Annotated in this window: 15 protein-coding genes and 2 tRNA genes; 12 read left to right on the plus strand and 5 right to left on the minus strand. The window is 30.0% G+C overall.

The features are described from left to right. Positions 1-71 precede the first annotated feature (71 nt). The gene (locus E0K96_RS06685) at positions 72-1,415 is read left to right on the plus strand and encodes a glycoside hydrolase family 1 protein (RefSeq protein WP_087936434.1); all 1,344 of its coding nucleotides are present in this window, start codon (positions 72-74) and stop codon (positions 1,413-1,415) included. Between the two features lie 183 nt (positions 1,416-1,598). Further along, entirely contained in the window at positions 1,599-2,618 is a 1,020-nt protein-coding gene (locus E0K96_RS06690) for a LacI family DNA-binding transcriptional regulator (RefSeq protein WP_168082109.1), read from the plus strand. 15 nt (positions 2,619-2,633) lie between these two features. On the opposite strand, the gene gltX is transcribed toward E0K96_RS06690, so the two are convergent. Continuing rightward, positions 2,634-4,043 carry a glutamate--tRNA ligase gene (gltX, locus tag E0K96_RS06695; RefSeq protein WP_168082111.1) on the minus strand — a complete coding sequence of 470 codons (1,410 nt, stop codon included), beginning with the start codon at positions 4,041-4,043 and terminating at the stop codon, positions 2,634-2,636. A 48-nt stretch (positions 4,044-4,091) separates the two neighbouring features. Between gltX and E0K96_RS06700 the strand changes: the two genes are divergently transcribed. From E0K96_RS06700 to E0K96_RS06715, 4 genes are all read left to right on the plus strand, one after another. Beyond that, positions 4,092-4,167 (plus strand) — tRNA-Gln (locus E0K96_RS06700). Between the two features lie 720 nt (positions 4,168-4,887). Next, positions 4,888-5,106, plus strand: coding sequence for a hypothetical protein (locus E0K96_RS06705; protein WP_168082113.1), 219 nt, complete (start codon positions 4,888-4,890; stop codon positions 5,104-5,106). A gap of 1 nt (position 5,107) precedes the next feature. Then, the gene (locus tag E0K96_RS06710) at positions 5,108-5,368 is read left to right on the plus strand and encodes a hypothetical protein (protein WP_129737999.1); all 261 of its coding nucleotides are present in this window, start codon (positions 5,108-5,110) and stop codon (positions 5,366-5,368) included. A 176-nt stretch (positions 5,369-5,544) separates the two neighbouring features. Next, positions 5,545-5,784 (plus strand): hypothetical protein, encoded by a 240-nt coding sequence (locus tag E0K96_RS06715; RefSeq protein ID WP_168082115.1) that lies wholly within the window; start codon positions 5,545-5,547, stop codon positions 5,782-5,784. Between the two features lie 155 nt (positions 5,785-5,939). Here the strand turns inward: E0K96_RS06715 and E0K96_RS06720 are convergent. Next, positions 5,940-6,015, minus strand: a tRNA-Glu gene (locus E0K96_RS06720). A 289-nt stretch (positions 6,016-6,304) separates the two neighbouring features. On the opposite strand from E0K96_RS06720, the gene E0K96_RS06725 reads away from it, so the two are divergent. After that, on the plus strand, positions 6,305-7,570 hold the full coding sequence (locus E0K96_RS06725) for a UDP-N-acetylglucosamine 1-carboxyvinyltransferase (protein WP_087244800.1): 1,266 nt from the start codon (positions 6,305-6,307) through the stop codon (positions 7,568-7,570). A 101-nt stretch (positions 7,571-7,671) separates the two neighbouring features. Then, on the plus strand, positions 7,672-7,875 hold the full coding sequence (gene rpmE / locus E0K96_RS06730) for a 50S ribosomal protein L31 (protein ID WP_087244799.1): 204 nt from the start codon (positions 7,672-7,674) through the stop codon (positions 7,873-7,875). A 36-nt stretch (positions 7,876-7,911) separates the two neighbouring features. Here the strand turns inward: rpmE and E0K96_RS06735 are convergent, their stop codons facing one another. Next, the gene (locus E0K96_RS06735; RefSeq protein WP_087244798.1) at positions 7,912-8,505 is read right to left on the minus strand and encodes a cytidylate kinase-like family protein; all 594 of its coding nucleotides are present in this window, start codon (positions 8,503-8,505) and stop codon (positions 7,912-7,914) included. Between the two features lie 125 nt (positions 8,506-8,630). On the opposite strand from E0K96_RS06735, the gene E0K96_RS06740 reads away from it, so the two are divergent. The 4 genes from E0K96_RS06740 (at position 8,631) to E0K96_RS06755 (ending at position 11,201) form a co-directional block, all read left to right on the plus strand. Next, positions 8,631-9,380 (plus strand): MBL fold metallo-hydrolase, encoded by a 750-nt coding sequence (locus E0K96_RS06740; protein WP_168082117.1) that lies wholly within the window; start codon positions 8,631-8,633, stop codon positions 9,378-9,380. Continuing rightward, positions 9,370-9,849, plus strand: coding sequence for a 23S rRNA (pseudouridine(1915)-N(3))-methyltransferase RlmH (gene rlmH, locus E0K96_RS06745; RefSeq protein ID WP_087936440.1), 480 nt, complete (start codon positions 9,370-9,372; stop codon positions 9,847-9,849). Before E0K96_RS06740 ends, rlmH begins: the two co-directional genes overlap by 11 nt. Positions 9,850-10,243: 394 nt before the next feature. Then, entirely contained in the window at positions 10,244-10,498 is a 255-nt protein-coding gene (locus E0K96_RS06750) for a hypothetical protein (protein WP_206080634.1), read from the plus strand. Then, the gene (locus E0K96_RS06755; RefSeq protein ID WP_087298187.1) at positions 10,482-11,201 is read left to right on the plus strand and encodes a glucosamine-6-phosphate deaminase; all 720 of its coding nucleotides are present in this window, start codon (positions 10,482-10,484) and stop codon (positions 11,199-11,201) included. The genes E0K96_RS06750 and E0K96_RS06755 overlap by 17 nt, the downstream gene beginning before the upstream one ends. Before the next feature lie 53 nt (positions 11,202-11,254). Here E0K96_RS06755 and E0K96_RS06760 read toward each other — a convergent pair whose 3' ends face one another. Both E0K96_RS06760 and E0K96_RS06765 read right to left on the minus strand, forming a co-directional pair. After that, positions 11,255-12,643, minus strand: a complete 1,389-nt coding sequence (locus tag E0K96_RS06760) for a C40 family peptidase (RefSeq protein WP_168082175.1) — start codon at positions 12,641-12,643, stop codon at positions 11,255-11,257. A 163-nt stretch (positions 12,644-12,806) separates the two neighbouring features. Next, complete coding sequence (locus E0K96_RS06765; protein WP_168082121.1) at positions 12,807-14,867, minus strand: elongation factor G; 2,061 nt, start codon at positions 14,865-14,867, stop codon at positions 12,807-12,809. Positions 14,868-14,874: the final 7 nt, after the last annotated feature.

Raw genomic sequence — 14,874 nt, forward strand, 5'->3', positions numbered from 1 at the left:
TTCAAGTTATTTTTCATTGAATTTCAAGTAAATTGATGAAAAAATAAAAGTAAAATAAAGGAGGATGAACGATGTTAAGAAAAGATTTTTTATGGGGTGGGGCAGTCACTGCTCATCAAAGTGAAGGAGCTTATCAGGAAGGAGGAAAAGTTCCAGCTGTCTGTGATTTAACTGTAACAGGTGATTTCTCAGATTTTAAAGATGGTATTGATAGTTATCATAGATATAAAGAAGATTTTGATTTATTTCAGGAAATGGGATTTAATGCTTATCGTTTTTCTATAGACTGGTCTAGATTGATGAGTGATGAAAATACTTATAATGAAGCAGGTTTCCAATTTTATGATGAATTTATTGATGCTTTAAAAGAAAGAGGAATGGAACCTATTCCAACTTTATATCATTTTGAAATGCCAGTTTATTTACAAGAAAAATATAATGGTTTTGCGAATAGAAAAGTTGTTGATATTTTTGTAGAATTATGCAAAAAAATTGTAGATCGATATAATGATAAGGTTAATTATTGGATTATTTTTAATGAACAAAATGGAATACTGCAAAAAGGTCCTAAAATGTTTTTTGGTGGAGTATGTCCTGAGGGGATGAATCCACAGACATTTGATAATCAAATTATGCATAATACTTTGATTGCACATAGTTTAGTCAATGATTATATTCATCAAAAAGGTGGGAAAGTCATGGGAATGGCAACTGTTGTTCAAAGTTATCCTGAAACTTGTCATCCTTTAGATACACTTGAAAGTATGAAAGCACAAAGTGAAGCTTATGTTTTCTTGGATGTATTTGCAAGAGGACATTATAATTCTTATTACTATGCAAATATGAAAAATGAAGGAACAATGCCTGAAATTCTTGATGGAGATTTAGATATTTTAAAATTAGGAAAAACTGATTATTTATCTATCAGTTACTATATGTCTACAATTTCTCATTATGGAGAACAAAGTTTAACAAATGTCAATGATGTTGTAATTAAGAAAAATCCATATTTGGAAATGTCTGATTTTGGATGGTCAATTGATCCTGTTGGATTAAGAATCACTTTACGTCAATTATACGATCGTTATGAAATGCCTATCTATGTAGTTGAAAATGGTTTTGGTTGTGATGATGAAATCAATGAAAATGGTGAAATCATTGATGATTATCGTATAGATTATATGCGTAAGCATATTGAAGAAATGAAAAAAGCAGTTGAAGAAGGTGTGGATTGTCGAGGATATCTTGTCTGGGGACCAGTTGATATTTTAAGCAGCCGTGCTAATATGAATAAAAGATATGGGATGATTTATGTCAATCGTAAAAATAATGATTTAAAAGATATGAAAAGAATGAAGAAAAAATCTTTTGATTGGTACAAACATGTCATTGAAACAAATGGTGAAGAATTATAAAAAAGCCATGTTATAACTGATATGGTAACCGCCCTTAACAGTATTTTATTAAGGGCGGACATCATATCATAACGACATGGTTTTTTCTATTTGATAATGATATACTATAAAAGATAAAAACAATTATAAAATATTTTTAAAAAGATATAATGAAAATAATAATGAGAATAAGAGGAATTAAAGATGAAGGTAACAATGAGAGATATCGCTGAAAAATTGAATATTTCGATTAATGCTGTATCCATTGCTTTAAATGATAAACCAGGTGTGAGTGATCAAATGCGTTTGCTTATTTTACGTACGGCTGATGAAATGGGATATATTAATGAAAAGCGAAAATATTTATCTGTTTTTTCTAGATCAAATATATGTATTATGATGCAAAGTTATTATGCAGATGCAGGCCATTTTTATTCCATTGTTTTAAAATCTATTGTAGAAGAGGCTAAGATTTTAGGCTATTCTTCCATTATGCACTATTTTGAAGATGCCAATATGGATATCCCTGAATGTATTTTAGAAAGAAAAGTAGCAGGTATTTTGATTGTTGGAAAAATCTCTTCTGGAAATCTAAAAACATTAAAAAATACAGGAATACCAATTGTATTAGTTGATTTTACTTCATTGTATGATGCTTGTGATTGTATACTCACTCATAATAAACAAGGTGGGTATATGATTACAAACTATGTTATTCAAAAAGGATACAAAAAGATTGGCTTTTTTGGTGATTTGAACTATTCTTTGAGTTTTCAAGATCGCTTTATAGGGTATAAGGAAGCGCTTATTCATCATCGTTTGATCAATGGGTATTGTGATGAACAATATATTCATAAATATTCTTTTTTAGAAAATATTGAAAAGCACATTCTTCACCATCAGATAGATTGTATTGTATCTCTTTTACAATCGAAAGAATTACCTGAAGTACTTATTTGTGCTAATGATTCAAATGCTTTTATAGTTATACAGGCCTTAACAAAATTAGGTTTGAAAGTTCCTGATGATATTGGAGTAACAGGATTTGATGACATACCTTTAGCACAAAAAATGATTCCCCCTTTAACAACATTACAAGTTCAAAAAGAAAGTATGGGAAAAGAGGCTGTACACAGACTGGTTGATCGTATTCAAAGAAAGGATTATATTTCAACCACAGAGTTATTAAGTGTTCATATTATTGAAAGATTATCTGTGAAGTAAATGAATTATCTGTATTTATAGAGAATCTTTAAGATTTTGAATAGCTTGATTCAGACGTTTCAATGTTTCTTCTTTTCCGAATATGTGGACTAGTTCAACGGCACCACCAGCACTAGAACGTTTATGAGTTAAGGCAGCTCTGACAGGTTCCATGATTTGACCATTTTTCATACCATTTTCTTTAGCAAGATTGATAAAGAATTGAAGAATACTTTCATCATTTTGAAAATCTGATATTTCATGAAAATGGTTTTGTACTAATAAGAGAGCATTGAGTGATTTTTCAGGATTTGTTTTAAATTTTTTATGAGAATAGACTTGAATATCAAATGGATATGCCTGATTGATAAAGTCTAATGTTTCTTGAATGATTGCATCATTGACCTGAAGTAAACGAGGTTGTAGGACACGAGAGACTTCTAATAAATGAACAGATTGATGAATAAAAGAATAGTGTGGTAATAAAAGTTTATGAAAATCCTGCAAAGGCATATTGCGTAAATACATACCATTGATCCATTTTAATTTTTCTATATCAAAAATAGCAGGAGCTTTAGAAATATGATGAATATCAAATTGTTCAATCAATTCATTTAAAGATAAGATTTCACAACCTTCAGGAGCCCATCCTAAAAGTGCAATATAATTCATAATAGCTTCAGTTAAAAAACCCTGATTTTTTAAATCATAATAAGATGCATCACCATCACGTTTACTTAATTTATGTGTTTCATCTTTATTGACGGTAGGAAGGTGAATATAAATGGGAATATCCCAACCTAATGTCTGATAAATCAGATTATATTTAGGAGTGCTGGAAAGATATTCATTTCCTCTTACAACATGAGTGATGTTCATGAGATGATCATCAATAACATTTGCAAAATTATATGTAGGATAGCCATCACTTTTAATGAGAATACCTTCATTTAAGGTTTTGTTTTCGACTTCAATATGTCCATAGACTTCATCATCAAAACTCGTTATACTTGTTTGAGGAATGGTTTGTCTAATAACATAAGGAGTACCATTTTGAATCTTTTGTTGAATTTCTTCATCACTTAAATGAATACAAGGATCTTGTTCTTTGATTTCATCTGAACAAAAACAATAATGAGCACCACCTTTACGAATTAATTCTTGAGCATAATGATGATAAATATCTAATCTTTGTGATTGGATATATGGTCCATAAGGACCACCCATTTGAGGACCTTCATCATAATGTAGACCTGTTTCTTCTAAAGTCTGATATATCAATTGACTGGCATTACTGACTTCTCTTTTTTGATCAGTATCTTCAATTCTTAAAATAAAGTCCCCATTATTCTTTTTGGCGATTAAATAACAATATAAAGCTGTTCTTAAATTACCAATATGCATGTAGCCAGTAGGACTAGGTGCAAAACGTGTGCGTATTTTCATTTTTTTCTTTACTCCTTTAAAAAAAAGATATATAATAGATTTTGTGATTGGGGTATAGCCAAGTGGTAAGGCATCAGACTCTGAATCTGACATTTCCTTGGTTCGAATCCAAGTACCCCAGCCATAGAGTTATCAAAGAATCATTCGTGATTCTTTTTTTAATTTAAATTATAAATGATATGAGTGTCAAATCTCATTTCATATAGATTGATTTTATAATCTCTATTCTTTATTATATGAGCAAAAAATTATTTTCGCAATGAAATATACATATTATCATTTTAGTATTTATAGATGTTTTAAAGGTCAATGATTAAAATCTGGACCCTTCAATTATTTAAAGTCCTATTGGCGCAGTTCTCTTTCTCTTTGAGTATTTTTATTTACTCATATAGTTCCCACTTCTAGTGTGCCACAAAGAATGATAGTGTAAATTAAAAGAATGATAAAATACGTCAATTGAAAAATGAAATTTTATTCCTAGACGACATTATGATTGGAGGAATATTTTTAATGTATTTTTGAACGTCAATTAAGTTGCTTTTATACTTATATAAATAATCATCATAAATAAGAAGTCATAAACTATGTTTTTTTAAATGAGTGTCGTAAATTAATATGTAATTTTTTAATTTTAACTACTTTTAATATAGACTTAAAAATATTTTTTCAATTCTTTTTAATTTAATTGGATATATACTAATGATATTATAATAAATACAGTTTCTAAATATGTGGATAAAAAAAGATATTTCCTTGATATTCAATGTCATATGTTTTATCTCTAATTTAAGAGTATATTTTTCTTTGATATTATGGTATATTATAAGCAGAGGTGATATTCATGGATTCTAAATTGAATGTAAATGATTTTCCAACTTCTAAGGGTATTTCTAAAATACCTACAGATTTATTAACAAAAATGATAGAAATTTATAATGATAGTATTGATGAAGAATTTGAGAATAGAACTTTAGAAAAATATAAGCTCATCAAAGAAGGAAAAATAAAGACACATACTGAAGAAGAATTTTTTACTATTTTGGAAGAATCAGGGCTTTAATGTGTATAAGGTTATTGTTTCTACAGAAGTCAGTATGTTTTTATTAGAAAATAGAATGAGAATCAAAGATGAATTACAGGAAAAAATAAATGTTTTAAAAGAAAATCCTAGATTATATCCAGTTATTCATAACAATGATATTGTAAGGTCGTTTTATATACGTTCACTAGCTTTTTCGTATATTATAGATGATAATAATAAACTAATAACAATTACTGAAGCTGTATTTATTAAATCATCATTAAAATTGAAAGTAAAATAATATGTTAGGGGTTGTTTTTTTAACTCCTTTTATTTTTTCTTTTTATATTTAAAAATCAGTAGATATAAAAATATATTATTATTAAAATCAAGATAATAATATGTGAATATATCTGTATATATTGAATATGTACGGACAAAAAAGCATACTAGGGATAAAATGTGAGGAGATGTAATATGATGAAAAAAGAAAGAATTGAATTAAGAGTCAGTAAAGAAGAGAAAAAAATAATGAATGATGCATTAGAAAATGATATGAGCATGATTGATTATATATTGAGATATGTTAATGCTCAAAGATGCTGTATAAATAATAATAGTATAAAGTTAGATAACACAAAAGATATTACCGAATGCATAATGGATTTTGATGATATTGCTAGTAAAAAAATGATGAACGATCAAGACGCATGTTGAAAAGATTGGGGGGATTTAGAATGTCTATTATAATTGTGATGAATATAAATAAGAAGTCATAAACTATGTTTTTTTCTAAATGAGTGTCGTATGAGTGTCGCGGGTACTTTTAAAATGAAAAAAAGTCCATTTTATCGGACTTTTTTGATTTCTACTGGTAGTCCGTAGGGGTTTCGAACCCCTGAATGCTAGGATGAGAACCTAGTGTGTTGACCACTTCACCAACGGACCATTTTTGACTATACTATAAGTATAGCACTCTCAAATAAAGTGTAAAGATTTTTTTGAAATAAATGCAATAAAATGATTTATAAAAGTATTAATATAATAGAGATATTTTATTAGAAATAAATATGAAATAAGATTGTGATATATCCATTTGAATGATATAATGAAGTCGAAAAATTTTTTGAAATTGTTTTGATATTAACGATATAAATGTGTATAATCTCATTAAAAGAAAAATAGTGTCATAAATATTGATTAGATATATATAAATAAGTAGAAAGGAAATAAATACATGGCAGAAGTAATTGCGATTGATGGTGGATATAAATTAAATGGAACAGTAAGAATTAGCGGAGCAAAGAATGCAACAGTAGCATTGATTCCGGCAGCAGTTTTGTCAGATGGACCAGTAGAAATATTAGGAGTCCCAGAAATTTCAGATGTTGCAGCTCTAGCAACACTTTTAAGAGAATTAAAATGTGATGTAGAAATAGATGGAGAACGTATTAAAGTAGATCCAACTCATATGGAAGATATACCTTTAGTAAGTGATGCAGTGAACAAGTTAAGAGCTTCTTATTATTTTATGGGAGCATTACTAGGAAAATATAAAAGAGTCAAAATTAAAATGCCTGGAGGATGTTATTTAGGACCACGTCCTATTGATCTTCATTTAAAAGGATTTGAAGCTTTAGGAGCAAAAATCACATATGAAGATGATACGTATTTATTAGAAGCAGAAGAATTAGTAGGAAATTCTATTTATTTAGATTTTGCTTCTGTTGGAGCAACAATCAACATTATGTTGGCAGCAGTGCGTGCTCAAGGAAAAACAGTCATTGAAAATGCAGCGAAAGAACCTGAAATTATTGATGTTGCCAATTTGCTTACAAAAATGGGAGCAAAAATCAGAGGTGTAGGAACGGATACAATTACGATTGATGGAGTTGATCATTTGAGTGGAACTTTTCATGAAATCATTCCTGATCGTATTGAAGCTGGAACATTCTTGATTATTGCTGCAGCGGCGGGTGAAAAGGTTATTGTTCAAAATATTATTCCTCAACACTTAGAAGCTTTAATTTCAAAGTTAAAAGAAATGGGAATTAAAATGGATGTTGTAGGAGATAGTATTGTTGTTTATGGTCGAGATGATGCTTTAAAACCAGTTAATGTTAAAACGCAAATTTATCCTGGTTTTGCGACAGATTTACAACAACCTTTAACAACACTTTTAACACAGGCACAGGGTGATTCGCATGTGAAAGAAACAATCTATATTGAACGTTTTAAACATTGTCCACAGCTTAATAAAATGGGAGCTCATATTGATTTAGAAGAAGCTGCCAGTGTGATTCATGGTCCAACACCATTGCATGGAACAAGAGTTGAGGCTACTGATTTAAGATGTGGTGCAGCTTTGGTTATTGCTGGACTTATTGCTGAGGGAAGAACTGAAATTACAAACGTTTATCATATTGATCGAGGGTATGATAACATTGATCATAAATTAATTACATTAGGAGCACATATTACAAGATATCATATTGATGAATAAAAAATAAAAAAACTATTGTTTTTATCGTCAAGAAATGATATTATAATTGAGCAACTTACTTTGAAGTAGCAAATATTTCAAGGCGGAAGGAGAAATGAAAAATGAAAAAAGGAATTCATCCAGATTATAAAAAAGTAAAAGTCGTTTGTACTTCTTGTGGTGCTGAATTTGAAACTGGATCAGTATTAAACGAAATTCGTGTTGATACATGTTCAAATTGTCATCCATTCTATACAGGAAAACAAAGATTTGCTAGTGCTGATGGACGTGTAGAAAAATTCAATAAAAAATACGGACTTAAATAAAAAGAACCTGCTTACGCAGGTTTTTCTTTTTCACTATTATTTATTTTTATGTTCACCTTTCTTATATAAAGCAACAATAATATCAGCTACTTCTTCAATACCAAAATCACTATTGATAGTTAAATCAAAATTCTTCAATTGACCCCATTTTTTAGTCGTATAATAATTATAATAATTACTTCTTGCTTTATCTTTTTTCATAACAAATTTTTTATAATCTTCGTGTTTTTCTTTATAGTCTTCTTTAACACGTCTTACTCTTGATTCAAATGGTGCATGAACAAAGACAGTTAAAACATCATCAAAATCTTCTAGAATATAATCAGCGCAACCACTGACAATAATACATGTATCATTTTCAGCAATATGACGGATGATTTTAGACTGCATTGCAAAAACCTGATCGTTTAATGGTAGGGTAAAAGCAGTCGAAGAAAGAGTATACATAAAACTTGATGATTTTTCTTCAGAAACTTTACGAATTGTATCAACATCAAATCCCAATTCTCTGGCAGCAAGATCTATAATTTCATTATCGTAATAAAAGATTCCTAATTTTTCTGCAACACGTTGTGCAATTAAACGACCACCAGATCCGTATTCTCTTGCAATAGTAATAATTCTAGGCATAAAATACCCCTCCTTTGATACTTCTATTTTATCACATTTTTAATTTCTTGTTAAATTTTTCATATATGAAAAAGTTGTTTTTTTATGGTTGAATTTGTATAATAGAATCACAAAGGAGTTGAACTATGGAATTTCATGTTTTAGCAAGTGGATCAAAAGGTAAAGCTACATTTATTTATGATCAGCAATGTGGGATATTGATTGATTGTGGTATTACTAGAAAACAACTTTTATTTAAATTAAATCAGTTAGGATTTCATGAAGAAGATATTACTTATGTCTTTTTAACACATGATCATTATGATCATAATAAAAATATTCATATTTTTGATACAGGAAAAATTTATAGTGCTAAAAAGAATATTAAGGATTTAGATGAATATCACACATTAGAACCTTATACGCATCGTCAATTCGGTGTCTTTGATGTTTTAACATTGAGAACATCACATGATGCCAGTGATCCTATTGGATTTGTGATTTCCAGTCAGAATGAAAAGTTATTATATATGACGGATACGGGTTATGTGTCACAAAAAAATCGTCAATATATGCAAAATTTAGATTACTATATCATTGAAAGTAATCATGACATTGAAATGTTAATGGCGACAAAAAGACCGATGTTTTTAAAAAATAGAATTCTTAATGACAAAGGACATTTAAATAATGAATATAGTGCGCATTTAATGTGTGAAATGATAGGGGACAATACAAAAGAAATAGTATTAGCTCATTTATCACAGGAAGCAAATACAAAAGAAAAAGCTCTTGCAACATATGAACAAATATTTGCTAAGGAAAATATTGCTTTTTCAAATATAAAAGTAGCAAGTCAAATTGACGTTGTATCAGGAGGAAACTATGAAAATTAAATTGATTTGTGTTGGAAAATTAAAAGAAAAATATTTAGATGATGGAATCAAAGAATATTTAAAAAGAATATCAGCTTATTCAGATATCGAAGTGATTGAAGTTGCAGATGAAAGAATACCTGAAAATCCTTCATTAGCTGAAGAAACAATTGTAAAATCTAAAGAAGGAAGACGTATTTTAGATAAAGTTAAACAAGATGATTATATGATTTTATTAGATGTTCAAGGTAAAGAATTAGATTCAATTCAATTTGCTGAACGTATTGAAGATTGTATGATTAATGGAAAAAGTACGATTGATTTTGTCATTGGAGGATCATTGGGACATGGAGAAGATGTACTAACGAGAGCGAATGCACGTATTAGCTTTTCACAAATGACTTTTCCACATCAATTAATGCGTTTGATTTTAGTTGAACAGATTTATCGTGCATTTAAAATTATAAGACATGAAACATATCATAAATAAACGCATTTGATGTGGTTATTTTTTTACAATATATTTATAATAAAAATGATGCTTGTTTATTGTGTAAAGCTATAGAAAATTCATAGAAGTGGATGAATATGAAATTTTTATATGACTGATAGTTATGAATTGATAGTCAAAGAAATAAAGAGTAAAATAAATATAGAAAGAATAACAGTGGGAGTCTGAAAATAATAATTTTGAGTAGTACATATGAGAGTTAATAATGATTCGGCATATGTTCATCAAGTCCCTATTTTGAAAATAAGGCTTTTTAAGTAGTAAGAAAAGTTTAGAGTTGTATAAATAAAAAAGTGAAAAGGTATTGTTTTAATCCCAAGATTGGAAGTTTTATTGATGAAGCTATAAATCATGGTGCATAGGAGTGATGCTGATGACAATTATTTGGTATTTTATTATTATGGGAATTTGTTTGGTAACTATTTTTATTTATTATCGTAAAAACAATAAAATCTATAATGAAAATTATATGTCAGAAGGCATAGGACTAGGAATATGTGCTGGAGCCTTATTATTTCGTGATTTAGGTGTTGCTTTAGGAATTAGTTTAGGAATGATGATTGGACTGACAATAGGGATGTTCATAAAAAAAGATAAAGGAGAATATTATTATGAAATTGGTTATTGAAAAAGATTTGAAAGCAATGAGTGAGAGTGCTATGTATATTTTGCTTGGAGCTATGCTGCAAGATAAGAGGGTGAATATTTCTTTAACTTCTGGTAGAACTCCACGTATGTTATATAAGATGATGATTCCGCTAATTAAAGATCAAGAAAAATTTAAAGACATTGAATATTATTTATTTGATGAAAATCCATATATAGGTGAAAAATATGGAACAAACTGGGCTGAGATGAAAGAAATGTTTTTTGAACCAGCACATATTTCCAAAGAACATATCCACCGTATTTCATTGGATAACTGGCAGGATTATGATTGGCAGATTAGACAGGCTGGAGGCATAGATGTGATGGTGATTGGGCTTGGACATGATGGCCATTTTTGTGGTAACTGTCCACGTTGTACACAGTTTGACAGTTACACTTACTGTATGGAATATAAAGATAAATTGGCAGTGAATCCAACTTATGGTGAAAGACCTCGACAACCTTATACGATTACAATGGGAGCTAAAAGTTTAATGCGTGTTAAACATTTAGTGATGATTGTAGATGGTCAAGAAAAAGCAGAGATATTCAAGCGTTTTATAGAAGAACCAATCAGTCAAGAGGTTCCAGCAACGATTTTGAAACTTCATCCTAATTTTACAGTGATTTGTGATGAGGCAGCAGCATCATTGTTATCTAAAAACAAAGATTTAAGATTGTAAAAGCGATAGAAAATATCGCTTTTTTGCATGAAAAAAAGACATCTCAAGGATGTCTAATATAAACGACGGCAAGTATACCATTCATTTTGCCAATAACTATAACTTAAATTAGCGACTTGGACAGGTTGCCCCGTAGATGGTGCATGAACCATTTGGTTGTTTCCAATATAAATACCTACATGGTGAACACCACTGGCTTGTCCATTACTACTAAAGAGAATAATATCGCCTGCTTGTAATTCACTTCTTGATATACCTGTTCCAGCATTGATGAGTGAACCAGTATAATGGATACGTCCTAAGTTGACTCCAGCCTGATAGTGTGACCAATTGACTAATCCAGAACAATCAAATTGTGTCCAATTAGGATTTTGAATACTGCTCCAACTGTGTCCACCACCCCATACATACATGTAACCTTGACGTGATAAAGCTTTATTTGCAATGGCTAAACCAAGTTCTTCACTAGATGTTAAGCTGTCACCAGGAGTTGTATTGTTGTTGTTTTCCTGATTATTGTTTTCATTGTTATTATTGTTATCTTCTTTTTCATCATTTTGATTTGAATTGCTTTGATTAGATTCATTTTGATCTTCACTTGGCTTTTGTGTTGATTGAGAATCAGATGGAGAAGAAGGCTTTTTATTTGGTGTTGCCTGTGTGACATTATTGACCTTTGAAGCATTTGATGCCTTTTGAATGGCTGCTAAATTCTTTTGGATAGTTTCAATAGATTCTTGATTCGCTGCTGCTTCAGAATTGTTGTTGGCAATTGTTTTATTTTGTTCAGTCAGTTTAGCCTGGAATGTTTTTTGTAGACTGGCCTGTTCTTTTTTGTCGGCTTCTAAAGAATCCTTTAGATTTTTTAAAGTTGTTTCTTGCTTTTCAACTTCTTTTAAATTTTCATTAATTTGAGCAATCAATTCATTATCATAATTTGTAATTTCTTTGATATTAATGACACGACTCATAAAATCAGAAAAAGTGTCTGCTCCAAAAATATAAGTTGTAAAGATATGAGAATTTAAAGTTGTTTGCATACTATACAAACGTTCTTGAAGTTGTTCACTTTGTTTTTCAACTTCTTTTTTGAGTTTATCTATACTATCTTGAACATAGTTGAGTTCACTTTGAGCTGTTTCTATTTTGGTATCAATTTGTGAAATTTTATCAGCAATTTTTGCAAGATCATCTTTTGTATCTTCAGCTTCTTTTTTAGCCTGAGAAGCTTCTTGTTTTAATTCTTTATTTTTTTCATATAAATAACTATTAAACTCTTTACATGTTGTTTGCTGATTGCTCGTTAATTTTGAAGAAGAGCATAGTTTAATATATTTGGATTCTTGACCTTCAAAATCAGTAGCATTGACTATATATGTTGATGCAAAAGCACAAGCCAGCATACTTAATGATAAAAGAGAGGCGACAATTTTCTTTTTCATCACAAGAGATTCCTCCTTTATTGGTATAATTCTATAATCTATTCTAAAGCATTTTTGGAAACTGTCAAATAAAATCAAGGAATTCTTATTGGAATATTATGGGAATTCATGTGATTATAACTATAAATTTTAAAAAAAAGAAGCTCCTAAGAGCTTCTGACTACTATTGTTGATGGTTTGCAATCACACGTTTGGCAACATGTTCAGGAGCAAATTCATATCCCAAAAATTCCATATCAAAGAAGCCTTGACCTTGTGTCATTGCTCGTAAATCAACAGCATAATTCATGACTTCTTCTTGTGGGGCTTCAGCTGTAATCTTAATTAAACCATCTTCTAAGATTTCACTTCCCATCACACGCGCACGTTTTTTATTGAAATGTCCCATAATATCTCCCGTAAATTGTTCATCAATATAAACGTGTAAAGTCATGAATGGTTCTAATAAAGCTGGTTTTGCTTTTTCCATAGCTTCTTTAAAACACATAATTGTAGCTGTTTTAAATGCCATTTCAGAAGAATCGACGCTGTGATATGAACCATCAATCAAAGTGGCTTTAATACCTAAAACAGGGTACTGTGCCAAAATACCATGTTTTGTTGCTTCTACTAAACCTTTTTCTACAGCAGGGAAATAAGCTTTAGGAACGGCTCCACCAAAGATTTTTTCTTCAAAGACAAAAGGAACAGTATAATCATGTAAAGGTTCAAATGTCATTTCAACATCACCATATTGTCCATGTCCACCTGATTGTTTCTTATATTTATATCTTTGTGTCACTTGACCACGAATTGTTTCACGATAAGGAATAATAATATTATCTAAAGTGACATCAATCTTAAATCTTTCTTTTAATTTAGAAACAACACTATCAATATGGATATCACCAATACCATAAATACATTGTTGTTTTGTTTCTGGATTGTTTTCAAATTTTAATGTTTTATCTTCTTCTAGAAGTTTATTAATAGCATTTGTAATTTTTTCTTCATTAGCCTTACCTACAGGTTTAATAGCTTTACCATAGTATGGTTTTGAAAATAAAATCGTTTCATAAGTCATACGATAATCTAAAGTACATAAAGTATCATTCGTTTGTGTATATGATAATTTAGATAAAGCACCAATATCCCCAGCATAGAGGCAATCTGTTTCAATCAAATCTTTACCTTTCATCACATAAAGTTTATTGATCTTTTCAGCTTCTTTTTTCTGTACATTAAATAATGTCATACCTGTACGAATAGAACCTGTACAAACTTTAAATAAAGAAATACGACCAACAAAAGGATCAGCAATTGTTTTAAAAACAAATAATGATGGAGCTAAAGATTCATCATAACCAATCAAATCATCTTCATCTGTTTCTTCATTATGCACAACCATAGAATTAACCATATCTCCAGCAGCACTAAAGAATGCCACCATCGAATTTAAAATGATTTGAATACCAATTTGATTTGTTCCACATAAAACAGGAATCAATGTTTTATTCATAACACCTTGACGTAATGCCCAAGAAATTTCCTCTTTTGTAAAAGGTTCTTCATTAATATATTTTTCTAATAATTCATCATTGGTATTCGCGACAGCTTCGTCAATCATGTTTTTAATAGGCGTTATTTCGTCCCACATATTATCAGGAATAGGGCAAGGATGAGTCTGTTCACCATCAAAATAACGACCTTCCATTTTCGCAACATTGACATAACCTACCATTTTATGACCTTCCATGATTGGAACTTGAATCGGTGCAATCGCTTTACCATAAGTCATTTTTAAATCTTCAAGTTTTTGATGATAGGCAGCATTAGGGTAATCTAAGCCACTAATATAAATCATTTTAGCTTTGTCATAAGCTTTATGCATTGCTTCCTTAGTACCAACACTAATACCTTCTGTAGCAGGTACAACAATTAATGCACTTTCAGCAACCTTTAAAGCCGCTTCTACTTCACCGATAAAATCAAAAGAACCAGGCGTATCTAACAAATTGATTTTACAGTTATTCCATTCAAGAGGAATAACAGATAATCCTACAGAAGAATGTCTTTTGATTTCTTCAGGTGAATAATCACTAAGGGTATTCCCGTCTTCAATTCTTCCAATACGATTTGTTAAACCAGCACGATAAGCCATGGCTTCAATCACACTGGTTTTGCCACTCCCAGAGTGACCTAACACAACGACATTTCCAATTTCGTTTGAGTGATAAGCTCTCATTATCATC

The sequence above is a fragment of the Massilimicrobiota sp. SW1139 genome (genome assembly GCF_012027715.1).
Lineage (GTDB): Bacteria > Bacillota_I > Bacilli_A > Erysipelotrichales > Coprobacillaceae > Allocoprobacillus > Allocoprobacillus merdigallinarum.